The following is a 26,308-nucleotide window of genomic DNA, read 5'->3' as shown; positions in this document are numbered from 1 at the left end:
CACTCGAAACCGAGCGGGGGCACTGGAGGACTGTTTCGGCCTAGAACTGGTCCTGTTCGTAGTCCGAGCTGACCAGTTCATCCGGGTGGGTCGCGCCGATGACGTCCGGGGTGGACTCACCGAGTGGCCCGGTGAGGTCGTCGTTGCCGGTGCGGCTCTGGTACGGGTCCACATTGCGCGTGTGCTCGTCGTCGTTGCCGCCGCGTTGGCCGGTGGCGCCGGGGCTGCCGCCCATGAAGGAGCTCCCCGAGCCGGCCGCGCTGGTCGACGTACCTGTGCCCAAGGATGTGCCGGACAAACCCGAGACCCGGCTGATGGGCGAGACGGTGCTGCCCGGCGTGCCGGTCACCTTCTGCGTCGACGGCGAGCCCGATGTACCCGGCGAACCGGAACGGCTTCCGATGCCGCTCATGCCCGAGATCCCCGAGGTGGTGTGCCCGGTATTGGTCGATGCCGCCATGGTGGACGTGCTCGGCGAACCGGAGGTGTTGGAACCGTCCAACAGGCCGGCGGCATTGGTCGACGCATCCTGTGCGACCGACTGCGCCTGTTCCATGATCGGCTCACCGATGTTCTGCATGACCGCCTGCGCGACCTCCTGCGGCGCGGGCAGACCGCTGGTCCCGAGCAGCTGGTTCACCAAACCGGTCAGCTCGGCGGTCTTCCCGGCCAGGTCACCGCGGGTGGCATTGGCGACCGCGACGGCCGATCCAAGATGTTCGGTCGCGGTCGCGATGAGCGCGGCCTGACCGGGCGGCGTCAGCGCCACCGGCACGAGCGCGGTTGCCTGCGTGGCGAATTCGCTCGCGATCCCGAGCAGCTGCGCATTGCCCTGCTGCACCACCGCGGCGGCCCGCTGGGTGAGTTCGGAGATATCGATACCGCGCTGACTGGTGTCCTGGCCCTGAGTCTGCGCGGTATTGCTGGCGGCCTGCGCCTCGCGGGACGACTGGCCCTGCCACAGCTGCTCGACGGTCTGCAGACCACCCTTGCCGACCGATACCGCGGCCTCGATGATCTTGGATGACTGACTGAGAATCGCGGTCGGGTCGAAGGCTCCGATGACGCCGGTGCCGAAGCTGTTGAGCAGCTCCAAGATCGGCTGGAACAGCGTGTCGATGCCGGGAATTCCGGGAATCGACAACCCCTGCATCAGCGCTGCGACCGGATCGGACGGAATATTCGTCGCCGCCGAAGCCGCCGCAGCGCCCTGGTTGCCCGCCCCGCCGAGGGCACTGCTGACCGCACTCTGCGCCTGTTGCGCCGCGCTCTGGGCCGCCTGCACCACCGGCGCGGCAGCATGGCTGATCGCGGTCTGCGCATCGGTAAGCGCCTGCGACACATCGGGGGGCACCGCACCGGACAGAATCGCGCTCGCGTCAGGGGTCGAATTGCCGTTGAGCCCCGGCATGCCGGTCGGTACGGTTCCCAGCTGCGGCGAATCCTCGGTGATCTTGCGCGCGAGCACGAATTCGGGCGCCTCGATCGGCGGCAGATCCGCGGGCAACTGCGGCAGCGACAGATCGCTCAATCCCTGCGATGCGTTCTGCAGTGCGTCGACGGCGGTATTCTGCGTCGCGATCACGGCCTCTTCGATCGCCACGCTCTGCTGATCGGGCGCGATCACGCCGGTCGCACCGGAATCCATCGGTCTCATGCCCCGCCTCCGACCTGGTCGGCGATCGCGTTCAGTGCGCCCGCGTTCCCGAAGTCGGTGGTATCGAACGCTGCGGCCGCGGTGAACGCGGACTTCGAGAGCTTGTCGTATTTGGCCGACAGATCATTGATGTCCTTGGCCTGCAACACCTGTGCCGCGGCGAACGCCAACAGATAATCGGCGCCGATCAGCCCGAATACCGGCGTGAGCGCCACAACGTTCTGCACGGCATCGAAATTGCCCGCTCCCGCGATCTCGCCGGCTACTCCGGCATTGGTCGCCGCGAATGCTCGGACCGCATCGGTCTCCACCGAGAGATCAGCCATCGAGTTGCACCCCCCAAATCGTCGTGAACTGTAGTTCCGTGTTCATAGCGTCGATCAACATCTACTCCCTGCCCGCACCGGCAGCTCGGCTGCGATCGGGCCCCTGCGCAGCTGCGAGTCGGTGCCGGCGCCGCTGCGGTTGCGCTCAATATAGCGGACCCCACCGGCAAGTTTCGAGCCCAACGCGGCCACCGGAAAGGAACTGGAACAGGTTGCAAATTAGAACAAGTTCTATATTCTCGATCGCATGAAGGTCGCAGTGACCGGCGCAGCCGGCTACCTTGGCACGAATCTGCTCAGCCTGCTGGTCGAACGAGGACACGAGGTCACAGCAATCGATCGCGTCGTTCCGGAGCAGCGGACGGACCCGAACGTCACCTGGGTCTCCGGCAATGTGCTCGACCCCGAATCCATGCGCACCGTGCTCGCCGGCGCGGAGATCGTCTACCACCTCGTCGCCGTGATCACCCTGGCCGAGCAGCACGACCTGGCATGGAAGGTCAATACCGAGGGGGTGCGCGTCGTGGCCGAGGCGGCGTTGGATCTGGGCGTGCGCCGCATGGTGCACGCGAGCTCCATCCACGCCTTCAACCAGTACACCTGCGGCGGTCGCATCGATGAGACCTCGGCGCGCTCGACCGATCCCAGCCTGCCCGTCTACGACCGCTCCAAATGGGCTGGGGAAATCGAACTGCGCAAGGTGATCGAGCAGGGCCTGGACGCGGTGATCTGCAATCCCACCGGCGTCTTCGGCCCGCTCGACTACAGCACCCCGCTGTCCAGGATCAACCGCACCCTCAAGGACGCCGCCCGCGGCCGGGTACCGGCGATGATCGGCGGCGGCTTCGATCTGGTCGACGTCCGCGACGTCGCGAAGGGCCTGATCCTGGCCGGAGAGCGGGGCCGGACCGGCGAGAACTACCTGCTCGGCGGTTCGATGATCTCGATGCTCGACCTGTGTCGCACCGCGGCGGAATGCGGCGGCAAGAAGGGACCGAAGTTCTCGATCTCGCCCAAGGTCGTCAACGGCTTGATTCCGGTGCTCGAACCGATCGGCAAACTGCTCAAGACCGACATCGTGTCGAAGGCCGCACTCGGCGCATTGGTCTCCGCTCCGATCGTCGACCACGGCAAGGCGGAGCGCGAAATCGGTTATCAGCCCAGGCCCATCGAGGAGACGGTGCGCGACCTGGTCACCTTCTTCACCGATCCGAAACAGCTCACCGCGCTCGACGCCCGACAGATCGCTTGACACTACTTAGAACACATGTTCGACTGATGGGGTGCGGTGGCAAAGCCAAACCCTGGATGCCGACGACGGCGCCCTGCCCGGTCTCGACCGGGCGGGTTTCGTACGCACCGTACAGACCCCCGAATTCGAGGGCATCACGTTCCACGAGGTGCTGTGCAAGAGCGCGTTGAACAAGATGCCGGAGGCGTCGAATCTGCCGTTCCATTGGACGATCAATCCGATGCGCGGCTGTTCACACGCCTGCCGCTACTGTTTCGCGCGGCCCACCCACGAGTATCTGGACCTGGACGCGGGCCGGGATTTCGATTCGCAGATCGTGGTGAAGACCAATATCGCCGCGGTGCTGCGCAAGGAACTCGGCCGGCGGTCCTGGCATCACGAACCGGTCGCGCTGGGCACGAATACCGATCCGTATCAACGGGCCGAGGGCCGATATCGGTTGATGCCCGGCATTATTCGCGCGCTGACCGATTCCGGCACACCGTTCTCCATTCTCACCAAGGGCACGCTGCTGCGCCGGGATCTACCCCTGCTCACGGCGGCGGCACGCCAGGTCCGGGTGAGCATCGCCGTCTCCATCGCGATCCTGGATATGGATCTGCACCGCAGCCTGGAATCCGGTACGCCATCGCCCAGGGCGCGGTTGGAGATGGTGCGGGCACTGGCCGATGCGGGGTTCGACGTGAATGTGATGGTCGCGCCGGTGATTCCATATCTCACCGACAGCCGCGCCCACCTGGACGCATTATTCGCCGCGGTCGCCGAGGCAGGGGCGGTATCGGTGGTCGCATTCCCGATGCATCTGCGCGGCGCCACCCGTGGCTGGTTCCTGAGTTGGCTGGCCGAGGCGCATCCAGCGCTGGTGCGCCGCTACCGCCAGCTGTATGGCCGCGGCGCCTATGTGACGCCGGAGTATGCGTCCTGGCTACGCGAGCGGGTGCAGCCATTGCTCCAACAACACGGCCTCACCCGCGAGCACACACCGGAGCCGCAGACACGACCCCCGACTCCGCTGCCCAACGACACGCAGCTGGCGCTCTTCGCGTAAAGCATTTCACAAGCAATTCCCGCACACGGCGGAGTAGGTTGGCCAATGGCACCTCCCATCGGACGAGGAAGTGAAGCAGGCATATGGTTTCCGACCAAAGTGATGTCGGCACAGCGAAATTGGAAAAGGTCGTAATTCGGTTCGCCGGGGACTCCGGTGACGGAATGCAGCTCACCGGTGATCGCTTCACGCATGAGGCGGCCGCATTCGGCAACGACCTCGCCACCCAACCCAACTTCCCGGCCGAAATCCGGGCGCCACAGGGCACGCTCCCCGGCGTCTCGTCCTTCCAGATCCAGATCGCCGATTACGACATTCTCACCGCGGGCGACCAGCCCGATGTGCTGGTCGCGATGAATCCCGCGGCGCTGAAGTCCAATCTCGAGGACCTGCCGCGAGGTGCCACCCTCATCGTGAACACCGACGAGTTCACCAAACGCAATCTCGGCAAGGTCGGCTACATCACCGATCCGCTCGACGACGACACACTGAGCGATTTCGTGGTCCACCGCGTGCCGATGACCTCACTCACCCTCGGCGCGACCGAGCCGACCGGTGTCGGCAAGAAGGACGCTCAGCGCGCGAAGAATATGTTCGCGCTCGGCCTGCTGTCCTGGATGTACGGACGCCCGATCGGCGGCACCGAACGCTTCCTGCGCGAGAAATTCGCCGCGAAACCCGATATCGCCGAGGCGAATCTGCTCGCCTTCCGCGCGGGCTGGAACTACGGCGAGACCACCGAAAGCTTCGCAACCACCTTCGAGGTGGCCCCGGCCAAGCTCCCGCCGGGCACATACCGCCAGATCACCGGCAATACCGCGCTCGCCTACGGCCTCGTCACCGCGGGGCAGTTATCCGGATTGCCGGTCTTTCTCGGCACCTATCCGATCACACCAGCCTCCGACATCCTGCATGAACTCAGTAAGCACAAGAACTTCGGCGTAACCACCTTCCAGGCCGAAGACGAGATCGCCGGCATCGGCGCGGCCCTCGGCGCTGCGCTGGGCGGCGCGCTCGGCGTCACCAGCACTTCCGGCCCCGGGCTGGCGCTCAAGAGCGAAACCATCGGGCTGGCGGTGATGACGGAACTGCCGTTGGTGATCGTCGACGTGCAGCGCGGCGGACCGTCCACCGGACTGCCGACCAAGACCGAACAGGCCGATCTACTGCAGGCGCTCTACGGCCGCAACGGGGAATCGCCGGTGGCGGTACTCGCGCCCCGCTCCCCCGCCGACTGCTTCGCCACCGCTGTGGAGGCGGGTCGCATCGCACTCACCTACCGCACGCCGGTGCTATTGCTTTCCGATGGCTCGATCGCCAATGGCTCTGAGCCGTGGTCGATTCCGCGGGTCACCGAGCTGGAGCCGATCGATCCGCGCTTCGAACCCGAGGCAGAGGAGGGCACACCATTCCAGCCCTACTCCCGTGATCCCGATACCCTCGCCAGGCCGCTCGCGGTGCCGGGGACCACAGGTCGCGCGCATCGGATCGGCGGACTGGAGAAGGCCGACGGAAGCGGCAATATCTCCTATGAGCCCGGCAACCACGAACTGATGGTTCGCCTGCGGCAGGCCAAAATCGATGGCATCACCGTCCCCGATCTCGAGGTGGACGATCCGGACGGGCGGGCCGAACTCCTGCTGATCGGCTGGGGCAGTTCCTTCGGGCCGATCGGCGAGGCGTGTCGGCGCGCCCGCCGTCGCGGCGTCCCGGTCGCACAGGCACATCTGCGATATCTGAATCCATTGCCCGCCAACCTCGACACCGTGCTGCGGAGCTACCGGACGGTGGTCGCGCCGGAAATGAACGGCGGTCAGCTGGCCATGTTGCTGCGGGCGAAGTATCTGGTGGATGTGCAACCGTGGACGAAGATCGCGGGCACGGCATTCTCCGCACAGGAACTCGTCGGGGTAATCGATGCGGCACTGGACGGGTCGATCGAGGATATGGAACACGACAAGGCGTTCGCGGCACGGGCGCGTGCCACGTACTCGACTGGGGGTAACTGATGACCATCGTCGAAACCTCACTCGTCGGAACCGATCTGGGCCTCACCGGACTCTCGGGAGTGCCGGCCGCGGACGGGCCGCAGAAGGTCAAGGACTTCACCTCCGATCAGGAGGTGCGCTGGTGCCCCGGCTGCGGTGACTACGTGATCCTGGCGACCGTGCGCGGCTTCCTCGCCGAACTCGGATTGCGCAGGGAGAACCTGATGTTCGTCTCCGGGATCGGCTGCTCGAGCCGGTTCCCGTACTATCTCGAGGCCTACGGCATCCACTCCATCCACGGCCGCGCGCCCGCCATCGCGACGGGGCTCGCGGTGACCCGCCCGGATCTGTCGGTGTGGGTGGTGACCGGTGACGGTGACGCGCTGTCGATCGGCGGCAACCATCTGATCCATGCCCTGCGCCGCAATGTGAATATGACGATCCTGCTGTTCAACAACCGGATCTACGGACTCACCAAGGGCCAGTATTCCCCAACCTCGGAAGAGGGCAAGATCACCAAGTCGACGCCGATGGGGTCGGTCGACCATCCGTTCAATACACTGTCGGTCGCGCTCGGCGCGGAAGCCAGTTTCGCCGCGCGCGCTCTGGATTCCGATCGGGCCGGCCTCACCGAGGTGCTGCGTGCCGCCGCCGAACACCGCGGGACTTCATTCGTGGAGATCCTGCAGGACTGCCCGATCTTCAACGACGGTTCCTTCGATGTGCTACGTAAGGGCGATGCCGAATCCCGCCTCATCCCGCTGCACCACGGTCAGCCGATCCGTTTCGGCGCCGATGGCGAATTCGCCGTGGTACGTGCCGGTTTCGGGCTCACCGTGGTGCGCACCGACGACGTCGAAGAGTCCGAGATCATCGTGCACGACGCCTACACCGACAATCCGGAGTACGCCTACGCGCTCTCGCGCCTATCCGACCAGGACCTCGGCCACGTGGTCACCGGCATCTTCCGCAACGTCACCCGGCCCACCTACGACGATGCGGTTCGCACCCAAACCGCCATGGCGCGGGAACGCAAACCGGTACAAGAGGATTCACTGCAGTCCCTGCTCAACGGCTCGGAAACCTGGACCATCAGCTAGGCAGACCGTGCCGATCGGCGAGCGTGCCGAGGATGCGATGTAGGTCGGCACGCTCGGCGGCGCTGAGGTCCGCGGTGGTCTCGGCGTCGATCGCCTGCGCGGCGTCGAGGCATTTGCGCAGTAGTGCACCGCCGTGAGAGGTCAGGCTCAGGTTCTGGCGGCGGCGATCCTCCGGATCCCGTAACCGTTCGATCGCCCCGAGGGACTCGAGGTGGTCGGCCAGCGCGACTACCAGACTCGGCGCGACGCGCAGTACCTGCGCCATCTCCATCTGCGACGTCGGGCCATTGGCCGCCAACACATTCAGCATCCCGGCATGCTTCGGCTTCAGTCCGAGACTCGACACATCGGCGCTGAAGCGGCCGGTCAGGAACGCGCCCAGCAGTCCCAGCCGGAAGGTAACGGTCTCCGGCAGCTTTTCCACCTTGACGTTCTTCATAGCCAGCATAATACTGTCCATAAATCATTCATGGTCTGAACGATTTAGGGAGTGAAAGATGCAGGACAAGAAGCTCACCAGATTCGTGATCGTTGTCAATGCGGTCGGCGCGGGCATTGCCGTGGCATTCAGCGTCGCGGCACTTGTCGATCCGGCTCTGGCGATAACCGGCAGCGCGGACTCGCCCGGAGTCGATCTGTATGCCCAGGCCTACGCCGCGCGTGCCATCCCGTTGGGCGCCGCGTTGCTATTCAGCCTGGCCAGCCGCCACAAGCGGGCTCTCCTACCGCTGCTGACCGTGTCGGGTGCGGTACAGCTCGGTGACGTCGCCATCGGCGCCACCCAGGGAATTCCGGGCATGATGGTCGGCGGCAGCGTGCTCGCGCTGATTCATCTCGCCACCGCGGGTCAATTGGCCGTCGGCAGCAGGCGCTCGGCCGTAGCCGCGGCCTGAGCTGTCGCTACGGATGTGGATCAGACGTGCTTGGCGAAGCCGAGGTCGATGACGGCGTCGCGTTCCTGTTCGAGTTCCGCGACGCTGGCGTCGATGCGCGCGCGGGAGAATTCGTCGAGCTCCAGGTCCTTGACGATCGAATATTCGCCGTCCGCACAGGTGACGGGGAAGGAGGTGATGAGGCCTTCGGGAATGCCGTAGGAGCCGTCGGAGGGGACGGCCATGGAGGTCCAGTCGTCGGTGTGAGTGCCGAGTGACCAGTCGTGGATGTGGTCGATGGCGGCGCTGGCCGCGCTGGCGGCCGAGGAGGCGCCGCGGGCCTGGATGATGGCGGTGCCGCGCTGTTGCACGGTGGGGATGAATTCCTCGCGCAGCCAGCCCTGGTCGACGAGGTCGCGGGCGGGGCGGCCCGCGATGGTGGCGTGGGTGATATCCGGATACTGGGTCGCGGAGTGGTTGCCCCAGATGGCGACGCGGGCGATATCGGCGGCGGGCGCGCCGGTCTTCTTGGCCAGCTGCGCGATGGCACGGTTGTGGTCGAGGCGGGTCATCGCGGTGAATCGCTCGGCCGGGACGTCCGGGGCATTGCTCATGGCAATGAAGGCGTTGGTATTGGCCGGATTCCCGACCACGAGCACCTTGACGTCGTCTGCCGCGCTGGCGTTGATCGCCTGGCCCTGTTCGGTGAAGATCGGGCCGTTGGCGGCCAGCAGGTCCGAGCGCTCCATCCCCGCGGTGCGGGGCCGGGCACCGACCAGCAGTGCGATATTCGCGCCCTCGAACCCGACCCACGGATCGTCACTGATGTCGATCGACTCGAGCAGCGGGAACGCACCGTCCTCGAGCTCCATCGCCACACCCTCCAGCGACGCCACTGCCGCCGGAATCTCCAGCAACCGCAGCCGTACCTGCGTCTGGGATCCCAGCAGCGCACCGGACGCGATCCGGAACAGCAGGCCGTAGGCGATCTGCCCGGCACCTCCGGTCACGGCGACGGTCACGGGCGCGGTCCGGGCAGCGGTGCTCACGAGAAACTCCTTGCGATAGACGGACACTCGATCCCCACCCTAACGACTCTCACGGCACCCGAACCCAGTGGTGAGCTACGCGACAATCCCCCCGCCACATCCATCCACCCGCGCCAGCTAACGACAAGCACCCCCAACGGGCGCGAAATCCGACAGAGTGCGCACCGTTCAGCGCATGACGCAACCGCGCATCGCATGCGAACTCGCATGGCACGCCGATTTGCGTGTCGCACAACTCAACTCGCGTTTCCACACAGTCCCGCGACTTCCTGATCGGTCAGGACGATCGGCGACACATAGTCCTTAGCCCGAGCCAAGCGAACAGCACGGTACAGCGGCCGCTCCTCCAGTCCGGCATCTTGGGCCTCGGCGCGCAGTTGGTGGACGAGCATGGTCGACACCGCTACGGCCGCGGCGAGTTCGCTGGCGGCCAGGGCGTCGGCCAGTTTGCGGAGGCCGAGCAGATGGAGTTCGCGACCACTGCCCGCATCGGTGTACATCGCGAGCGGCACGACCTGCGACTCGACGCCTGCGGTCACCCGCAGGACGATGCGGCTCAAACGGGCCGGGAAGACGAGGATCTCGACGCCGTTGGCGGCCGCGATATCGACCTGACGCTCCCCGATCACCCGCCGCGCGTGAATCGTGGTCCCGGCCAACCACATCCGCCGACGGCGCAGCGCGATGGCGTAGGCGACGGTGGGTGCACCGACGACGAGACCGATCGCGATCGCGATCGACCACGGCACCAGCAGCGCCGCGAGCAATGCGGCACCGATACCCACCCCTACCGCGGCGAAGGCGAGTCGCCGCAGCATGGGCGCGTAGGTCTCGGGCGCGACGAGATCGAGTCCTACCGACGGAACTGGTTGGGCTGCACCGGGATTCGTGGGTTCTACAGGCACGGCTGCCCATTCGTCGTGGTGCGGGTGTACCCCGGCACCGTACTACTCGCCCGAGCGCAGAGCGGTCGCGACGGCGGCCACCGTCTCGTCCAGTGGGATCTGACGCTGTTCACCGGTTGCCATATCCTTCAGGCCGATGGTGTTCTCGGCCAGATCCCGGTCACCGAGGACCAGGGTGAATTTCGCGCCGGACTTATCCGCAGCCTTCAGCGACCCCTTGACGCTTCGACCTCCGTAGGCCAGATCGACCCGGATGCCCGCCGCCCGCAACTGTGCCGCAAGCACGACCAACCGCTGCTTGGCGGCATCGCCCAGTGATACGCCGTAGACCTCGCACCGCGCCGGATCGCCCGCCGACTTGCCCTCGGCCCGCAGCGCCAGAATGGTGCGGTCCACGCCGAGCCCGAATCCGATGCCGGACAGCGGTTGTCCGCCCAGTTCGGCCATGAGCCCGTCGTAGCGTCCGCCGCCGCCGATACCCGACTGCGCCCCGAGACCGTCGTGCACGAATTCGAAGGTCGTCTTCGTGTAGTAGTCCAGGCCGCGCACCATCCGCGGATTCACCACGTAGGCCACGCCGAGCGCGTCGAGATACCCGAGCACCTGCTCGAAGTGCGTCTTCGCCGACTCCGACAGGTGATCGATCATCAGCGGCGCGTTCGCGGTCATCGCGCGCACCTCTGGCCGCTTGTCGTCGAGCACCCGCAGCGGATTCAACTGCGCCCGCCGCTTGGTCTCCTCGTCCAGCGGCAGCCCGAACAGGAACTCCTGCAACAGCTCTCGATACTGCGGGCGACAGGTCTCGTCACCGAGCGAGGTGATCTCCAGCCGGAAGCCATCCAACCCGAGTTCGCGATATCCAGCGTCCGCGATCGCGATCACCTCGGCATCCAGCGCCGGATCATCGATTCCGATCGCCTCGACCCCCACCTGCTGCAACTGCCGGTACCGACCGGCCTGCGGGCGCTCATACCGGAAGAACGGACCCGAGTACACCAGCTTCACCGGCAATTGTCCCCGGTCGAGCCCGTTTTCGATGACCGCACGCATGACACCCGCGGTGCCCTCCGGCCGCAGCGTGACACTGCGCTCGCCGCGGTCGGCGAAGGTGTACATCTCCTTGGTCACCACATCGGTGGATTCACCGACACCCCGCGCGAACAAGGCGGTGTCCTCGAAGATCGGCAGCTCCACATGCCCGTACCCGGCGAGTCGGGCGGCACGGATCAAGCCGTCACGCACCGCGACGAACTCGGCCGAGCCGGGTGGCACGTAATCCGGAACCCCCTTCGGGGCGGAGAAGCTGCTGGTCTTGGTCACGATGGTCCAGTTTCCACCACTACGGCCCGTCAAGTCCAACCGGTTTGCCACCACGGGTTCATACAGCGTCACGACTGGTCGAAATGGCCTGCTGAGCAGTCTCAGGAATAGATGGCACAATCCTGTGCCGTACGTAACGGATACGGGAGGAACGTGGTAGTGCCGAGCAACGAACAGCGACGGGCAGCGGCGAAACGCAAGCTGGAGCGCCAGCTGGCCAACCGGGCCGACCGGGCGCGCAAGCGCAAGCGACTCATGATCGCCGGATCGGCGCTCGGCGTGGTGGTCGTGGCGGCGGCGGCCGTCGGCGTCTACTTCCTGACCAAGAGTGACGATAATAAGCCCGCGGCCATCAGCTGCGACTACCGAGACAGTCAGAAGCCCGCGGATAAGCAGGTGCAGAAGCCACGCACCAGCGGCATTGAGAACACCGGCGACAATGCGAGTCTCAGCGTCAGCATGGAGACCACCCAGGGCCCTATCGGCCTGACCCTGGACAACGCCAAGGCGCCGTGCACCGTGAACAGCTTCGCCAGCCTGGCCGGTCAGGGCTACTTCGACAACACAACTTGCCACCGCATGACCGCGGACGAGGGCCTGAAGGTGCTGCAGTGCGGTGACCCGACCGGCACTGGCACCGGTGGTCCCGGCTACCAGTTCGACAACGAGTACCCGACCAATCGGTACAACCCCGCCGACCCCGCATTGCAGCAGCCCATGGACTACAAGCGCGGCACGCTGGCCATGGCCAACGCAGGACCGGATCCCGTCACCGGCGGTGGCACCAACGGCAGTCAGTTCTTCATCGTCTACGGCGATTCGAAACTGCCGCCGAATTACACGATCTTCGGCACCGTCGATCCGGACAGCATGGGCACGCTGGACAAGATCGCCGCCGGCGGTCAGGACAACTCCAACGGCCAAGGCGACGGCAAGCCCAATCTTCCCGTCACCATCCAGTCGGTCCGCCTCGACTGAGCTGGCCCGTTCGGGCCAAAGCAGTCGCTACGACACGCCCGATCCGAATACTCGCTTCGTTCGGACCCGCTGCGCACAATGAGCAGCGGGCCCGACCTGCCTCCGTGAACCAACCAGGGTAGGCGACCCTAATCGTTCGGTTAGGGTGTGCTAAAACCGGATATCCTCCGAAGCTTTCCCGTACCCGCCGGAATTGTGCGATATATGCTGTTAAGCGGCACGCCCACACGGTTGGCGCCGGGTTTTCTCGGGTAATCTCGAATAAAGGAGAACGCGTAGCGTAGTCATCTCCGGACCGGACGATCCCCAACCGGGAATGCCACGCGACAAGTTCTCTGGGTGTCCACGTTTGCAGGCGGGGCACCGGCGCGGCGGACTACAGTTCGACGTGGCGGCGTCCGTGACGAAGCACCACAACATCCATAGTGATCACTGCAGCATCGGGGAGCAGCCATGTCCGAGGAACTGGACGACATCGGCCGGGAAACCGCCGCCTTGATGAAGACCGCATTGCAGCTTGCGACTCTTGTCGCACTGCGGACCCGTGAGCGTGGTCAGAAGGAAGCCGAAGCCCGCGTCAAGCAGACCGAGGCCCGCATCAAGGAGGCCCGGGAAGTCCAGATCCGTGAGGCCCGCGACGCCAAGGCGAAGGACCCACGCAATCTCGAACTGGCCCGAATGGTCGAGAAATCGGTTCCGGCCAAGGGTATTTCATTGGAGAAGGACCGTTTCTCCGCACAGGCAGAGGCCAGCCGGATGGCCGCGACGGCGTCGGCCCAGTCCAAACCGCTCGTTCGTTACGACTCCCAGGAGCGTCGGCAGGCCATCGCGGCGCATCTCGCCCGGATCGGTATCGCACCGGAACTCGCGGCGGTGCGGATGCTCATCGAGGTAGGTCAGGGCCAACCGCCCGAAGAGGCCGTACGCATACGCGACGAAGCCGCCCGCGCGGCCGCTGCCCGAGGTCGGGAACAGGACGCACGCGGTTTGGAACGCGTCCGACAGTAGCTGGATCCGACGCCGGAAACCGAAAACGCCCGCTGAAATCAGCGGGCGTTTCGACGTTTTCGGCTCCTCAGACGCGGAAATCGCCGATGGTCGGATCGCCGAAAAGCCCCTGGGTGGGCGACTTCAGCGGCAGTGGGCTCAGCATGTCCTTGTGGCCGTTGCGCACACTGCAGTACTTGAACGGTCCGCGGGGATCGAAGAGTTTGGTCATATGCGGGTCCGCGTGGTCGAGGAACCAGATGCTCAATCCGGTGCTCGGCTCGAGCCGGTAGTGCTCCCATGCGCGCCAGAGCGCATCTAGTCGTGCCACCGCCTCGGCATGTTTCCACCACTCCGGGCACCACACCGTTTCACTGATGTCGGTGACCTGACGCCGGTACACCAGGCCGAGGTAGTTCTCGACGAAATCCACCACATTGCTGTAGATCATGGGCTGTTGCTGCTGTTCAGTCACAGCTCCACCTCGCTGGCGCTCGGCTCCGCTGTGACTGGCCGTGCTGTGTCCATGGTTCCCTCGCTACGCTCGGTCACAGTGGCCGAACCTCCTCGATTTGACCGTATTCGGGTGGCGGAGCAGCCTTGGTCAGGTTGGGCGAGCCGAACAGGTCGGCGATCTCGGTCTTACGCCCCGGAAGATGGTGCGAGATCGACTTCTTCACGTCGTCAGCGTAGTCGCCCTCCCACCAGGGCACGGTACGCACGAGCACCGCGGGCTGGCCGGAGGTGAAGACGATCGCGCGGCCCTGTGGCAGGGTAGCCAGCGCGTTCACGGTGAATGTCTTGGACGAACCGAGTGAACGCGAATAGCTCTTGCCGCCTTTGGATTCCGAGACCGAGGACGAGATCGCGTCGTATTCGCCGATCGCCTCGGAGCGGTCGCGCAGGAAGTTCATATCGTCGACGCCCGGACCGAGCACCTTGATATTGGCCGCCGACCACAGCGCCAGCATGCCGTCGTCACCCCAGCAGCGCGCACCCTGTGCCCAGGACTGCAGCACCGTCATCACCACGATGCCGCGGGAACCGAAGTGACTGTACTGTTTGGGCAAATCCTTCCAGCGCACCACATTCGCCGCCTCGTCCAGGACTGCGAGCATCGGGATCGGCAACCGTCCGCCGGGCGAATGCGTGGCCTTGCGCATGGCCACATCGACCACGGCCTCGGTGAGCGCACTGACCAGCGGCGCCGCCGAACCGCGGCCCTCGAGCGAGAGGCTGTAGAGCGTGCCGTTGTTCTCGATGAATTCGAGTTCGTCGAACTGCATGCGGTTGTCGCCCGGCAGGATCCACGGGTGCACATTGGACAGCTGCAGGCAGCGGATCATTTTCTTCGCGGTGCCGAAAATACCGCTCTTGGTGCGTGGATCGGCGTTGTACTGCATCGCCAGGCCCGAGGCCGTGTAGTGCTTACTCGAATTGCGCAGCAGCTCGATGGGTTCGGAGTCGTTGGGATTGGTCACCCAGTCCCAGACCTGGACGATCGGGCGACCACCGAGCGCCGCCGCCAGGAACAGCCCGGCGAGCAGATCCTCGGCCTCCGGGTCGAAGAACACATCCCCCTTGGCCGCATCGGAACCGCTGTCCGCATCGGCGAAGTGTCCGGCCAGCCGCGCGGCCCGCATCTCCGCACCATCGTGATGTGCGTCCACCCAGGCAAGCGGATCCCAGAACCAGGTCGGCTCCTCCCCCGCGACGCCCTGCGGATCGAAGACGAAGGTACGACTTCCCTTGGCCTCGCGCACATCCCGGGTCGCATCGACCACATCGCGCTTATTCGAGGTGGACAGGACCGGTCCGATGGCAGTCAGGATGGCGGGAATCACCCGCGAGGTCGATTTGCCCTGGCGCGGACCCCAGATGTCCAGGTGCAGATCCTCATACGAGCCGTAGAGCATCACCCCATCGGCAACACCGATGCCGATGGGCACACCCGGGCTGTCGTTGTAGCCGAGCCGCACACCGAGCATTTCGGCCTTCGACCGCACCCCGGCCTCGGTGAGCGATTTGATGGCGCTGCCGCTGCCCATCACATCGGCCTTGTCGTCCACGGAGAGCCGACCGACGGACCGACGTGCGGCGAGTTGCTTGCGCACCACCACATAGGCGACGATCGCGCCGATGACGAGCAACACGATCACCGTGGAGGCGCGCGGCCAGTGCAGCTTCCCCCGGACCAGATCGGCGACGATCGCGATCGGGTTGATCGGAATGTCCTGAGGGGTGACAGCCATCGCGTTGCCGAGATGCAGGGCGATCCACAGGGTTCCGAGGGTCGCGAAACCGGCGTAGATCATGTAGAGGGTGATGTCGGGTCCGACCACGGCCGGATCCTGCACCTTCTTCTTTTTCGCCATGTCTGCCTCCTGTTAGGACCTAGCTATGTGGTTGTCGCTGGTGCGGGTTCAGCGGAAGGCGTCGAGTCGCCAACCTTCCGACGTACGCACCACGGTCGCGATAACCGTCGCGGGCGGCAGGGATTCCTTGCGCCCGTTCGGGTAGACGACCGTTTGCTCGATCCCGATCTTGAACTGTTGGACGTTCGGATCGGCGCTCGCGGGCGGGCGCTCACCCGACGCAAAGGTGAAGGCTTCGACATGTGCCTGCGCCTTGGCCCAGTCAGCCCATTGCAGCGTCGCTTTCGGTGTCTCGATCCCGGTCGGTGTGCTGTCCAGCATGCGGATCAGGCTGGGGCCCAACCATTTCCGCGCGCGCGACAGCGAGGCGCCCTGAGCCTCGGCGGCGGGCTGCCAAGAGTAGATCTCCTTCAGCGCGGCCACGGCGACGCCGTCGGGCGTCACCGGATCGGGTGCGGGCACACCCTCCAGCAATCGGGTCGTGGACGTGGGCTGCTGCGGCGCACCGGAACCCGACTCCCGATCCTGGCCGGCGCACCCCGCACCCGACATCGCGACGCTCAGCACCAGCATCACCACCAGTTTCACGCGTGCAGTATTCGATTTGCGGCGTTCGCGGGCCCCTTCGTGGTCACGCTCCGCTACCGCCTCCGGGTCCGTCGCTCGCGCCGCCGTGTTATTCAAGGCTAGCCGCCGGGACCGACACTTGTGCGGTCCAATCGCCGCGCGTGCTTCGGCGTGTTCGCCGGCCGCGGTATCGGTTGTCGTCACAGCACCCTCCTCCCGCGGCCGTCACCCGGCACCGCGACCTCGGTCACGCCACTGGAATGCCCGTATGCGGCGGGCACGGATTGGATCATTCGGCCGTTGCCGGAATAGATTCCGACCTCGGCGGGGCCGCGCGGGCCGAATGAACTGAAGACCAGATCACCGGGTTGCAACTTGCTCAGCGGTACTTCGGCGCCCGCCTCCCACTGCTGTTCGGCGGTCCGCGGCAAGGTCACCGCGCCCGACGAGGCCGCGAACACCGCAGCCGAGGTGAGGCCGGGGCCGTCCATGCCGCCGCCGCTGGGCCCCTGCGGGCCACCGCCACCCCAGACGTACGGCGTGCCGAGCCATTGCCGCGCCGCCTGGACGACCTGAACGCCGCCCGCCCCCTCCTGCGGGGTGAAGCGGCCATTGGAACCCTGCGCGCGGTATTGCGGTTCCATCGCAAGGATATTCGCGACGTACGGCTGGGTTTCGGCGTAGTGCGCGGCCACCTGGTTCGGCATACCGCCGGAGGCGAGTACCGCGCCTTCGCCGGCGTTGTAGGCGGCCAGGGTCAGTGCGACGACATCGCCCTGCACCCGGCCCTGGGACTCCCACGCCGTGATCTTGTGCGCGAGCGCGCACATATAGCGGCCCTGACCGATGATCGCGTCGCCGTCGTCCCACACGCTCGCGACGCCGTTGCCGTCGGCATCGATGACATAGGGCTGACCGTCATCGGGATCGATACTGGCCGCTGTGCCGGGCAGGAACTGGGCCAGCCCCTGCGCGCCTGCGGGAGAGGACGCGCTGCGCCGGAATCCGGACTCCTGCCTGCCCTGTGCGGCCAGCAGCGACGGGGTGATCTGCGGGCAGATGGAACCCGCACGCCGATACCAGATCTCGAGTTCCTGCGGCACCTTGCCCGCGGCCAGCGCACCACCCGCGGTGCCGAAGCCGCGATTACAGCGCGGGTCGGAGGAGAATGCCTGCGCGCCACCCACATCCGGGGTCGGTGCGCCGTCGAGCCAGGGCAGCGGGTCGATTTGCCGACCACCGGTGAAGCGTCCGCCCGGCACGATCTCGAAATGCAGGTGCGGGCCGCTGGACTCACCCGCCGAACCGACCTGCGCGATGGGCTGACCGGCGACGACGGTATCGCCGACGTGCACATGCACCCCGCTGTCCCACATATGGCCGTACACCGCGGAATATGCGCGACCGTTGGTGTCGACGGAATCGACGACGACCCAGTTGCCGAAACCCGAAGCGGGACCGGCCGCTACGACGCGTCCATCGGAGACCGAGTAGATCGTGGTGCCGTCGGCCGCGGCGAAGTCGACGCCCTTATGGGTGCCGCCGCGTGCGCCGAATACGTCCGAGACGGTGAAGGTGCCTGCGGCCAGCGGCAGCGTCCGCCGGATCGGCCCCACGCCCGCGGCCAGCGACGGCGCACCGGTGGCGGTCGAATGGGCTTGGGTGGCAGTCGGATTGCCGGTCGCACTCATGGGAGTGGGGGTGCCCGCGACGCGGGAATTACCCGGCGCGTATCCGCCGAGCGGCGCCAGCATGGTCGACGATACGAGCACCGAGGTGCCCTCGCAGGAGTCGTCCACGGCGGGCATAACGATGACGACCACCAGTGTCATCAGCCCGAGTACGCTCGTCAGCGCCAGGTAGAGGAGGGTCCGCCCGGTCACCGCATCCCCGGCAGTGCCGAACGACCGCGAACCGAAGCCATCACGTTTGCCGCCGAGATTCGTTGAGGGTGTCGGCCAGGGTGCGGTTCATCTCCGCGGCGGCGGCCAATTGTTGTTGTAGCAGTGCGACTTTGCGGCGCAGCGCCGTCGCGTCCAGGCGCTCCAGACCGGGTCCCTCGGCAGCGCGCACCCAGTTGCGCACCGAGTTGGTATGCACGCCGATCTGCTCGGCGACCACCCGGCAGGCCTCCGATTCGCTGCGTAGTTTGCCGGTAAGTGCGATGACCTGCTCGACCGCGGCCTTGCGCACTTCCGGCGACACTCTCCGATAGGACCGGTGCGGCATCATGCGCCCCACCTCCCACAGCCATCCACCGCTCTCGACAACCGTGCACGAAGCGCCCTCATGCGGCACTCCCATTGGGGGAATCGCCACCACGCGAAGTCGACTCGGTGAACTCGGAGAAGCGCTGGTTGGTTTCGTGGATCCCACTCTCCTTCTCGGACAAGGTGAATTCCATATGGAACGGGATGCCGGGGCGGCGATCCTCACCGATCTTCAGCAGGAATTTGCCGGTACCCGGCGGCGACGGCCGCAGCTGACCAGGTTTGAGCGCCTCGCCCGTCAGCGCTTGCGGTGCGGACCATCCGGTCACCATCTCCTCCTCGGCGGATGTGAACGGAACCACGCTGTCCAACCGCTTGATCTCCTCGCCGGGCAGCGCGCCGAATATCTTGGCGCGCGCGCGTTCGAGGAAGCCCAGCGCCTTCGCGATGGCGGCTTCCGATCCCAGTGCTTGCAGGTCCTTGATGGTGTGGCTGATCATGATCAGCGCGGTGGCGATGGTGCGCTGCAGACGGGTCAGCTCATCGACCCGGTCGACCATGAAGTCGCCGAGGCCGAGCACCTGCCACAGCTCGTCCATCACCACCTGGAAGTAGCGCTGCGGGCCGAGTTTCGCATCGGCGAGCACATGCGCGGCCTCCACCGAGGCGAAACCGTCGGCCCAGCAGGCCAGCATCACCGCGGCCTTGAGCTTCTTATCGCCGGTGGGGATATGCGATACGTCGATGCAGACCGCGACGGCGCTGGTATCGATCGGAACGGTGGTCTGCCCGTTGAAGATCGCGCCGAACGGGCCCTGGGTCAGCGCGCGCAGCGAACGGCGCAGGCCCTTGATGGCCACCTGGTATTCGTCCGGATTGTCGGCACCCGCGTCGAGCATCAATTCCTCACCGCCGGCGACGATTACCTCGAGCAAGTTCTCCATGATGGGCGGCTGGTCCGGGGTGTAGCCGCTGCCCGGCCGGTAGAGGATGCGCAGCGCGGTGGAGATCAGGGTCTCCTCGTAGTCGCGCACCCGCGCGCCGCGTACGAGTTCGACCAGACCGGCGATGAGCGTGACCTGGCGGGCGCGCAGGTCCTGTAGCACCTGAAGTTGCAGTGCCGGAAACTCGTCCAGCATCGGCACGACCGAACCGAGCACACCGGCGGCGAGCGGGTTGAGCTTGCCGTGGCCGTAACCGAGGTCGATCACCTGGCCACCGACCAGTTCGACCAACTTACGGTAGTCCGGTTTCACATCGGCCAGGATCAGCGGGGTGATGCCCTGCGCGATACCGCCGAGCACGATCCGGCGCACCAGCGAGGACTTACCGAAACCGTTGAGCCCCAGTACGAAAAGGCTGGGCGCGGTGATGAAGCTGCCGCGCAGGAACCAGTTCATCGGATCGAAGCAGACCGGGGCGCCGGTATGCAGATGCGAGCCGAGCGGGGTGCCGATCAACGGCGCACCCGCGCCGACCGACCACGGCCACAGACCCGCCACCTGGGCGGTGGTGGCCCGATATTCGACCGGGCGGCCCACGACGTTCATCCGGCCGCCGCCGGGACCCAGATAGCCGCGATCGGTGAGTTGGGCTGTGCTGCGGTCGAATCCGTCTTCGAAGACCTGTTCGGCACGCGCCGCGTAGTTGCGGCGGCGGATATCATCGGTGCGGATCCGGAAGGTCGCGAATGCCGCCCGCAGGCCGGTGCCCTCCCGGCTGATCTGCTCGAGTTTGGCCCTGGTCACATCGTCGAGCAGCGGCGGACCGGACTGTTTGCGCTTGTCCGACCTCGCCTTTGCGCGACGGGCGGCCTTGTCCATCTGCGGCGTGCCCATGGCGCGGTCCGCGGTGTAGTCGATCTTCGCCGCGCGCTGTGCCGCGCGACTCGTCCGCGATCCATTGCGTTCCGGTCGTGCCACGCGTTCCCCCCGTGCCGTTCGTTGCGGTGCGCCATCGCGCGGGCGAGCGGTCCGAACGCCGTCGGGACGTCCGCGCTCCGTCGAAGTCCGTTCACCGCGGCCGTGTTCGGGTCTGATGCGACCGCGGTCCGGATGCGGCCGATCGGCACGGCCACCGTCCGCGGCTGCGGCACCGGGTCGCGCCCGTCGCTCGGCCGCATCGCGCGACGGTCGCCGCTCCCGATCGGACGTTTCGCCGATGCCGGTCCGCTCGCCGCCACTCACCCCCGCCGGGCCTCGCGCGGCCCGCCGATCCCGGTCGGGCATCTCCTCGATGCCCGAGCGCTCGACCCGACCTCCCGTGGACCGCTGAGCGCGTTCGTCCGCGGGCCGCTCCAATGCCGCGTCCTCGGGCCGCCGCCTGCGCCGCACCGGCGCCTCGTCCCGTTCGCGCACGGGTGGCTCGTACTCACGTGCCATGTAATGCTCACCCCGCCAAGGCTTTCGGAATTGTCGCGTGTTCCGGCAGGATCACCCCGCAACCGAGCGAGGCCGCGAAGGCCGCCGCCTGGTAGCGGTAGCACCGCCGGATCTTCAACCGCGCCTGCGTGGACAGGTCGCGGGTAATGGCTTCGATGCGTGGCAGATCACCGCGCAGGGGCTCGGTGATGGTCACCAGCGCACCGAAGCGGGTCACACCGTGACCCCGGGCTTGTTCCTCACGGGCCTGCTGGGTGGCGCCCACCCGCAGGGTCGCGGCCGCCGAGACGACACCGCGTTCACTCTGCTGGGCCACCAGCGCGTTCTTGAAATCGTCGTCGACGATTTCCGCGGCGTCGGCGGCCGAATGCGGACGGTACACGATGGCGATGCGCTTGCGCGGCACTTCGGGGTTCGGCGCGAGCAGCCGCTGCAGCACTCGCTCGTCCACCGCGCCCTCGGGTGCCGCGTCCATCTCCCAGGTGACCGAACGGCCACCGTCGTGCACCAGATGATCCCACTTCTCGTCGTGTGAAACCGGTCCGGCATCGGCCCAATCCAGGCCGTGCCCTTCGGGTTCGCCCGCGGCGACCTCGAGATCGGCCTGCGAGGCCGGATCGTAGCTGCGCCGGATGAACGAAATGACCTCATCGGCCGACATCGGCTGAGCGCGCACACCCGCCTCGGCCAGCGCGGCACAGATTCCGGGGAGCCTGCGCCCGATCTCGACGGCCTCCTCGGCCGGATTCTTGCGGCGCTCGGCAGTGGTCGCCTTGAAGGTGATCGCAACGCGCGGCAGCAGCTGCACCCGTTCCTGCGGCAACTCGGTGGCAAGTTCGTACATCACCTGCTGCGCCAGCTCCGGCGCTTCCGGACGGGTGATCGTGGATACCTCGGTGAGCAGCCGGTTACCCGTCTCGGGCACGGTATCGATCACCGGGACGACGGCGACGATGTCACTGGTCTGGCCGACCGAGGCGAGAAACGTACCCCAGGCCGAGACCCAGCGATCGATGACCGGCTGGTCCACGGCCTCGTGCCCCTGCGGCCAAGCCCGCAAAACCACTGTGTACTGGGCGAATTGCGGTAGGTGGATCATGCCGAAGCTGTAGCCGCCCGCGTCGATGCCCTCGTAGAGCTTCGAGGGCGCGAGCAGACCGGGCAGCCGCGTGACACCGCCCGGAATCCGCGAGAACCGGCCGCCGCGATACACGTGCTCACCGCGGTTGCGGGAGCGCATCCAGTTGAACATCATCAATCCGTTCTCGTATCCGGAGCGGCCCCCTGTCCGCCACACCAGTGGAACCATCACGACAACGCCGGTGCCGCCCACGATCAGACCCCATTTGAAGCCGCCGACCATGGCGCAGATCAGGGCCGTGATCACGACGACGAAGCCGATGACGGTCTCTTCCCAGCGCAGACCGAAAAGGCCTGCGCTGCGCGGCTTCTGCCACAGTCCGTACGAGCGGCGCTCGTAGGTATCGCTCGTCGTCATCGTCATCGCGGAATGGTGCTCCTCCCGAGGTCGGGCGAACGGTTCGCCCAGCGGTCGCCCGCCACATCACCCATGGCTTCATCGGCTCGGTTCAGCGGCGCGGTCGCCGCGCGGGCCACGCCGATCGCACCCGCCGCCCTCGACGCACCGGACGGTACTCCCGCCCCGCCCTGCGGGACGGAGGCGCGCGGAGGTGCTCCGCCGCCACCACCACCGCCGCGTGGCGGCACCGGGCGCGGCGCGCCACCACCGCCGCGCGGACCGCCCGCACCACCCGGTGGACGCGGACCGGTGGAGGTACCGCTGACGTAACCCGCCGAGCCCGGGGCGGCGCTCTTCGTCGCGACGGCCTTGGTGCCCATCGCACCCAAAGCGCCCACCGCGAGCAAGGTTCCGCCGGCGGCGGTGAGACCGGAACCACCACTACCAACGATCGCGACCGCCGGCGTGACCAACCGCATCAGCGCGGGCAGCACGAACGCGACACTGCACAGCAGCACGATGGCGACCAACATCCGTTGTGCCTGTTCACCTTCGGGCAGTCCGCCGGTATCGGTCAGCGAATCCACATGGCCCGCGGTGGTGAACGCGATCATGTAGACGATGGCGGCCACCGGCTTCCACAGCATGAACGCGATGATCCAGCCGATCAGCTTCTGATACGACTGTTTGCCGATATTCATCCCGGATGCGGCCGCGGCCAATGGCAGCACACCGGCCGCGATGATCAGCAGACCCTGACGCACGATGGCGAGCACGATCTGTGCCAGCGCGCCGAGCAGTCCGACGATGGCGATGATCAACACCAGACCCGGCGAGAATGCCTGCAGCTTACTGGTTTTCACCATCAGCTCGGCCAGGTCCTTGGCATTGCCGTTGGTCGAATCATTGATGATCCACTCGGAGAAGCGATCCGAGGCCTGGGTGCCCGCGACGATGACGGCGCCGAGCATCCAGGAACTGAAAACCACCCGCGTGAACATACGGAACGATTCGGCTGCCTCATTCATGACGGCGCCGCGTCTGGCCTCGGCTAATCTGGCGCCGGACAATATCACCGAGGCGATGAGCAGCAATATCTGCGCTTGATAGGTGTAGTCGTTGATCTTGACGAACAACGAACCCGAATCGCTGGCCGCCTCGTTGGGGACCTTCATCCAGAAGGTCAACGCGAGGATGATGGCCTCACCGAGACCGTTCATCAGCGAATCGACGACCTTGCCGAAGGTCGAATCCCAGGCCTTGTCCTTGACCGCGTTCGCGGCGCTGCCCGGGTGCGAGGCGGCATTGCCCGCCTTGCACGCGGCCGACGCGGCGTCACCGAGCGAGAAGCCGGGCAGACCGACGTTGTCGAGCGTGTCGTGCAATTCGTTGCACGTATCGTCGAATCCGTAGGTCTGACCGTACGCCACCGTCGGTGTCGCGATCATGACAGTGAAGATGACCGCGAGGATCGTGACAACGCGCCTCACCATTTTGTCCACCCATCGATCGAGTCGATCGTCTCGAGCGGCTGTGCATCACTCGTGGACGACTTGAGTTTCCAACCACCATCGCGCCAGAGCACATTAAGTCTCATGGCTACCCAACTGCGCCCGCCGTGCAGGAAATCACGGGTCTTGCGGGCGATACGTACCACAGCGAAATCGTCACCATAGCTTTCGATTCGGAATGCATCGGAGGCGAACAACAACGGTTTGATGTTGTCGGGCAGTTCATTCGGGATCTTGCCGTCGGCGATCTTCCGGTCGCGATCGGCCTGCTCCTGGTCCGACAGGATCACCAGCTGCTGCCACAGGGCCCGATCGGTCGGACGTGCCACGGTGCGCCAGTAGATCTGCTCGGCCGCGAGCGCGGCGCCCTGCGGGGTCCGGGTGAATCCGATCGGTATGTCGTTGTCGATGCGGGTCGGGCCGTCGGTCGTCGAGAACGGGATCACCGGGCCGCTGTACACCCGCTGCCAACCCCCCTGCTCACCTGTGCCCCCCGGAGCGCCGGACAGCCAGTCGGTGTCGGCGGGCTGACGCGGCGTAACCGACTCCGAAAGCGGTTGTCCGGCAGGGTTGTTCGGAACATCAAAACGATGGCCGAACGAATCCACGTCGGAGCCGCTGAATCCGGCGGCCCTCCTGGTGGCGGAAGCGATGACCGGCGCGCTGCCAGAACTCGCGCTGGTCTTCGATACCTGGTCACCCCCGGCGGCGTTGTCTCGCATGGCGACCACGGTCACCGCGACCGCGACGACCACGGCAAGCACCGCACCGACGCCGAGCATCGCGAGCGGCGAACGTTTGCCTGCCGGACCGGATCCGGGTCCCGTGGTCACCATTTGGTCCACCCGTTCAACGACTCGACATATTCGGTCTGCGGGTTGTTCGAGGTCGCCGGCTTGAGCCGCCAGTCCCCCGCATCCCACACCATCACCAATCGCAGCGCCGCCCACAGCTGCTTGCCATCGACCACCTGGCCACGGGTGGCCAGCTGGATGATCGCCAGATCATCGGCATAGTTCTCGACCTTGAACGCGTCCGAGGCGACGAAATACTTGGTCACCTTCTCCGGCTGCTGCTGCGGGAGTTTGTCCTGCGACAGGGCCTTGTCGTAGGCGGCGATCTGCTGGGCCGAGACGCGGACCTGGCGGACGTAGAGGTCGCGGTCGGCGGGGCGGGCGTTGAGGCGGTAGGTGATCTGGGCGGCGGCGAGCACCGCTCCCTGCGGGGTGTGCGAATACCCGACGGCCAGACCGTCTTCGATGTGGGTCGGTCCGTCGGAGGTGGAGAACGGGACCGATGCGCCGTAGACCCGCTGCCAACCGTGCGGTGCGGTGGTGCCCTCGGGTGCCGCGGTCAGCCAGTCCGCGTCCGACGGCCTGCGCTGCCGGGTCGGATCCTGCGGAAGCGGTTGTCCGGCAGGGTTGTTCGGGATATCGACGCGCCTGCCGAGAATATCCACCTCGGGGGTCGCGAAGCCCTCACCGCCGGAATTGGCCGCGGCGGAGGACTTGTCGCCACCCGAACCCGAATCGCCCCGGCTTACGTACACGAATACACCGACGACCACGATGAGCACCAGCACGGCAGCGGACGCGATGGCACCGAAGGAGACGCGATCGCGCGCGTAAGACTCCTTCTCACTCACTTCGGCGCCTCCAATTTCACTATGTCCGTGGGCAATTCATCGACCGCCTCGATGGGCCGGGCGGTCGCGTCGGGATCCGGCAGTCGTAATCTCCAGTCGTTGCCGAACCATTCGACAGTGGTGTGGTTCACCGCCTTCGAGTTGTCCGAATATTCGGTATAGACGTCGACGGCGGAAGCCGCATCGGTGTAGCCGGTGATCTTGTATCCGAGCACTCTCGGCGCATATTCGGGCGCGGCCGGACCGGTGATCGAGAGCTGCACCCGGTTGACCGCCCACTCGTCTCTGGCCTTGTTCGGCACCACCTCTTGGCGCACGATATCGGCCCATTGGCTGTCGGCGGCCACCGACAATCGCACCGTGTGCATGATCGCCGCCAACGCGGCACCGGTCGGCGAATGCTCGAAACCCGTTGCGGCGCCTTCAGATATCTGCTTCGGCCCCTGGTCGGCACTCGGGAGTGCCACGCCTTGGAACGGCTGCCACCGCACCTGGGTGGGTGCGGCCGTCAGGTTCGGGCCGGCATCACCGTCACCGCCGCCGCAGCCGACCGCCGCAAGGAGCATGGCAGCACCGAACGCACCTGCGGCGGGCTTGCGAATGCCGCGCCGCCACACGCCGGGTTGCTCCCGCACAACTGTGGAAATCATCCCAGGG

The 26,308-nt window shown here is 66.2% G+C and carries 24 protein-coding genes; 7 read left to right on the top strand and 17 right to left on the bottom strand.

The annotated features are described in order from the left end of the window. Positions 1–40: 40 nt before the first annotated feature. Both ACQPYR_RS16545 and ACQPYR_RS16540 read right to left on the bottom strand, forming a co-directional pair. Entirely contained in the window at positions 41–1,657 is a 1,617-nt protein-coding gene (locus ACQPYR_RS16545) for a hypothetical protein (protein ID WP_433633156.1), read from the bottom strand. Further along, positions 1,654–1,983 (bottom strand): type VII secretion target, encoded by a 330-nt coding sequence (locus ACQPYR_RS16540; RefSeq protein ID WP_433633154.1) that lies wholly within the window; start codon positions 1,981–1,983, stop codon positions 1,654–1,656. The genes ACQPYR_RS16545 and ACQPYR_RS16540 overlap by 4 nt, the downstream gene beginning before the upstream one ends. A gap of 247 nt (positions 1,984–2,230) precedes the next feature. On the opposite strand from ACQPYR_RS16540, the gene ACQPYR_RS16535 reads away from it, so the two are divergent. From ACQPYR_RS16535 to ACQPYR_RS16520, 4 genes are all read left to right on the top strand, one after another. Further along, complete coding sequence (locus ACQPYR_RS16535; RefSeq protein WP_433633152.1) at positions 2,231–3,235, top strand: NAD-dependent epimerase/dehydratase family protein; 1,005 nt, start codon at positions 2,231–2,233, stop codon at positions 3,233–3,235. 31 nt (positions 3,236–3,266) lie between these two features. Further along, entirely contained in the window at positions 3,267–4,283 is a 1,017-nt protein-coding gene (locus ACQPYR_RS16530) for an Rv2578c family radical SAM protein (RefSeq protein ID WP_433633150.1), read from the top strand. A gap of 83 nt (positions 4,284–4,366) precedes the next feature. After that, positions 4,367–6,292, top strand: coding sequence for a 2-oxoacid:acceptor oxidoreductase subunit alpha (locus ACQPYR_RS16525; RefSeq protein WP_433633148.1), 1,926 nt, complete (start codon positions 4,367–4,369; stop codon positions 6,290–6,292). Continuing rightward, a complete protein-coding gene (locus tag ACQPYR_RS16520; protein ID WP_433633146.1) occupies positions 6,292–7,371 on the top strand; it encodes a 2-oxoacid:ferredoxin oxidoreductase subunit beta in 1,080 nt (359 codons plus the stop codon). The genes ACQPYR_RS16525 and ACQPYR_RS16520 overlap by 1 nt, the downstream gene beginning before the upstream one ends. Here the strand turns inward: ACQPYR_RS16520 and ACQPYR_RS16515 are convergent. Beyond that, complete coding sequence (locus ACQPYR_RS16515) at positions 7,364–7,810, bottom strand: MarR family winged helix-turn-helix transcriptional regulator (protein WP_433633144.1); 447 nt, start codon at positions 7,808–7,810, stop codon at positions 7,364–7,366. The two genes, ACQPYR_RS16520 and ACQPYR_RS16515, sit on opposite strands and share 8 nt — an antisense overlap. 58 nt (positions 7,811–7,868) lie before the next feature. Between ACQPYR_RS16515 and ACQPYR_RS16510 the strand changes: the two genes are divergently transcribed. Beyond that, entirely contained in the window at positions 7,869–8,264 is a 396-nt protein-coding gene (locus ACQPYR_RS16510; protein ID WP_433633142.1) for a DUF4267 domain-containing protein, read from the top strand. A 20-nt stretch (positions 8,265–8,284) separates the two neighbouring features. Here the strand turns inward: ACQPYR_RS16510 and ACQPYR_RS16505 are convergent, their stop codons facing one another. The 3 genes from ACQPYR_RS16505 to hisS form a co-directional block, all read right to left on the bottom strand. Further along, a complete protein-coding gene (locus tag ACQPYR_RS16505; protein WP_433633140.1) occupies positions 8,285–9,292 on the bottom strand; it encodes a malate dehydrogenase in 1,008 nt (335 codons plus the stop codon). Between the two features lie 236 nt (positions 9,293–9,528). Further along, positions 9,529–10,197 carry a hypothetical protein gene (locus tag ACQPYR_RS16500; RefSeq protein ID WP_433633138.1) on the bottom strand — a complete coding sequence of 223 codons (669 nt, stop codon included), beginning with the start codon at positions 10,195–10,197 and terminating at the stop codon, positions 9,529–9,531. A 42-nt stretch (positions 10,198–10,239) separates the two neighbouring features. After that, positions 10,240–11,517 carry a histidine--tRNA ligase gene (hisS, locus tag ACQPYR_RS16495; protein ID WP_433633136.1) on the bottom strand — a complete coding sequence of 426 codons (1,278 nt, stop codon included), beginning with the start codon at positions 11,515–11,517 and terminating at the stop codon, positions 10,240–10,242. 159 nt (positions 11,518–11,676) lie between these two features. Between hisS and ACQPYR_RS16490 the strand changes: the two genes are divergently transcribed. Both ACQPYR_RS16490 and ACQPYR_RS16485 read left to right on the top strand, forming a co-directional pair. After that, positions 11,677–12,495 (top strand): peptidylprolyl isomerase, encoded by an 819-nt coding sequence (locus ACQPYR_RS16490; protein ID WP_433633134.1) that lies wholly within the window; start codon positions 11,677–11,679, stop codon positions 12,493–12,495. A gap of 453 nt (positions 12,496–12,948) precedes the next feature. Further along, positions 12,949–13,503 (top strand): hypothetical protein, encoded by a 555-nt coding sequence (locus tag ACQPYR_RS16485; protein WP_433633132.1) that lies wholly within the window; start codon positions 12,949–12,951, stop codon positions 13,501–13,503. A gap of 67 nt (positions 13,504–13,570) precedes the next feature. On the opposite strand, the gene ACQPYR_RS16480 is transcribed toward ACQPYR_RS16485, so the two are convergent. The 11 genes from ACQPYR_RS16480 to ACQPYR_RS16430 form a co-directional block, all read right to left on the bottom strand. After that, positions 13,571–13,957 (bottom strand): DUF4913 domain-containing protein, encoded by a 387-nt coding sequence (locus ACQPYR_RS16480; protein WP_245567240.1) that lies wholly within the window; start codon positions 13,955–13,957, stop codon positions 13,571–13,573. Between the two features lie 73 nt (positions 13,958–14,030). After that, positions 14,031–15,857, bottom strand: coding sequence for a type IV secretory system conjugative DNA transfer family protein (locus tag ACQPYR_RS16475; RefSeq protein WP_433633130.1), 1,827 nt, complete (start codon positions 15,855–15,857; stop codon positions 14,031–14,033). Between the two features lie 48 nt (positions 15,858–15,905). Continuing rightward, entirely contained in the window at positions 15,906–16,445 is a 540-nt protein-coding gene (locus tag ACQPYR_RS16470) for a hypothetical protein (protein WP_433633128.1), read from the bottom strand. A 179-nt stretch (positions 16,446–16,624) separates the two neighbouring features. Further along, positions 16,625–18,307: a peptidoglycan DD-metalloendopeptidase family protein gene (locus ACQPYR_RS16465; protein ID WP_433633126.1), complete on the bottom strand. Its 1,683-nt coding sequence runs from the start codon at positions 18,305–18,307 to the stop codon at positions 16,625–16,627. A 40-nt stretch (positions 18,308–18,347) separates the two neighbouring features. After that, positions 18,348–18,656, bottom strand: a complete 309-nt coding sequence (locus ACQPYR_RS16460) for a transposase (RefSeq protein WP_433597857.1) — start codon at positions 18,654–18,656, stop codon at positions 18,348–18,350. A 55-nt stretch (positions 18,657–18,711) separates the two neighbouring features. Next, positions 18,712–21,015 carry a hypothetical protein gene (locus ACQPYR_RS16455; protein ID WP_433633124.1) on the bottom strand — a complete coding sequence of 768 codons (2,304 nt, stop codon included), beginning with the start codon at positions 21,013–21,015 and terminating at the stop codon, positions 18,712–18,714. A gap of 7 nt (positions 21,016–21,022) precedes the next feature. After that, a complete protein-coding gene (locus ACQPYR_RS16450) occupies positions 21,023–22,513 on the bottom strand; it encodes an SCO6880 family protein (RefSeq protein ID WP_063825095.1) in 1,491 nt (496 codons plus the stop codon). A 2-nt stretch (positions 22,514–22,515) separates the two neighbouring features. Beyond that, on the bottom strand, positions 22,516–23,988 hold the full coding sequence (locus ACQPYR_RS16445; protein WP_433633122.1) for a hypothetical protein: 1,473 nt from the start codon (positions 23,986–23,988) through the stop codon (positions 22,516–22,518). Next, entirely contained in the window at positions 23,982–24,842 is an 861-nt protein-coding gene (locus ACQPYR_RS16440; RefSeq protein WP_433633120.1) for a hypothetical protein, read from the bottom strand. The genes ACQPYR_RS16445 and ACQPYR_RS16440 overlap by 7 nt, the downstream gene beginning before the upstream one ends. Beyond that, entirely contained in the window at positions 24,836–25,651 is an 816-nt protein-coding gene (locus tag ACQPYR_RS16435) for a hypothetical protein (RefSeq protein ID WP_433633118.1), read from the bottom strand. The genes ACQPYR_RS16440 and ACQPYR_RS16435 overlap by 7 nt, the downstream gene beginning before the upstream one ends. Then, complete coding sequence (locus ACQPYR_RS16430) at positions 25,648–26,301, bottom strand: hypothetical protein (RefSeq protein WP_433633116.1); 654 nt, start codon at positions 26,299–26,301, stop codon at positions 25,648–25,650. Before ACQPYR_RS16430 ends, ACQPYR_RS16435 begins: the two co-directional genes overlap by 4 nt. Between the last annotated feature and the right edge of the window lie 7 nt (positions 26,302–26,308).

The organism is Nocardia sp. CA-120079 (genome assembly GCF_050955745.1).
Classification (GTDB): Bacteria; Actinomycetota; Actinomycetes; order Mycobacteriales; family Mycobacteriaceae; genus Nocardia.
This window is presented reverse-complemented; position numbering and strand designations above follow the sequence as displayed.

What these genes read in the sequence shown, in the direction of transcription:
- ACQPYR_RS16485 (WP_433633132.1), top strand. Translation starts at nt 12,949, where the DNA reads ATGTCCGAGGAACTGGACGACATCGGCCGGGAAACCGCCGCCTTGATG.
- ACQPYR_RS16510 (WP_433633142.1), top strand. Translation starts at nt 7,869, where the DNA reads ATGCAGGACAAGAAGCTCACCAGATTCGTGATCGTTGTCAATGCGGTC.
- ACQPYR_RS16450 (WP_063825095.1), bottom strand. Translation starts at nt 22,513, where the DNA reads ATGACGACGAGCGATACCTACGAGCGCCGCTCGTACGGACTGTGGCAG.
- ACQPYR_RS16460 (WP_433597857.1), bottom strand. Translation starts at nt 18,656, where the DNA reads ATGATGCCGCACCGGTCCTATCGGAGAGTGTCGCCGGAAGTGCGCAAG.
- ACQPYR_RS16445 (WP_433633122.1), bottom strand. Translation starts at nt 23,988, where the DNA reads ATGGTGAGGCGCGTTGTCACGATCCTCGCGGTCATCTTCACTGTCATG.
- ACQPYR_RS16535 (WP_433633152.1), top strand. Translation starts at nt 2,231, where the DNA reads ATGAAGGTCGCAGTGACCGGCGCAGCCGGCTACCTTGGCACGAATCTG.
- ACQPYR_RS16520 (WP_433633146.1), top strand. Translation starts at nt 6,292, where the DNA reads ATGACCATCGTCGAAACCTCACTCGTCGGAACCGATCTGGGCCTCACC.
- ACQPYR_RS16515 (WP_433633144.1), bottom strand. Translation starts at nt 7,810, where the DNA reads ATGAAGAACGTCAAGGTGGAAAAGCTGCCGGAGACCGTTACCTTCCGG.
- ACQPYR_RS16545 (WP_433633156.1), bottom strand. Translation starts at nt 1,657, where the DNA reads ATGAGACCGATGGATTCCGGTGCGACCGGCGTGATCGCGCCCGATCAG.
- ACQPYR_RS16540 (WP_433633154.1), bottom strand. Translation starts at nt 1,983, where the DNA reads ATGGCTGATCTCTCGGTGGAGACCGATGCGGTCCGAGCATTCGCGGCG.
- ACQPYR_RS16455 (WP_433633124.1), bottom strand. Translation starts at nt 21,015, where the DNA reads ATGGCACGTGAGTACGAGCCACCCGTGCGCGAACGGGACGAGGCGCCG.
- ACQPYR_RS16525 (WP_433633148.1), top strand. Translation starts at nt 4,367, where the DNA reads ATGGTTTCCGACCAAAGTGATGTCGGCACAGCGAAATTGGAAAAGGTC.
- ACQPYR_RS16440 (WP_433633120.1), bottom strand. Translation starts at nt 24,842, where the DNA reads ATGGTGACCACGGGACCCGGATCCGGTCCGGCAGGCAAACGTTCGCCG.
- ACQPYR_RS16475 (WP_433633130.1), bottom strand. Translation starts at nt 15,857, where the DNA reads ATGGCGAAAAAGAAGAAGGTGCAGGATCCGGCCGTGGTCGGACCCGAC.
- ACQPYR_RS16430 (WP_433633116.1), bottom strand. Translation starts at nt 26,301, where the DNA reads ATGATTTCCACAGTTGTGCGGGAGCAACCCGGCGTGTGGCGGCGCGGC.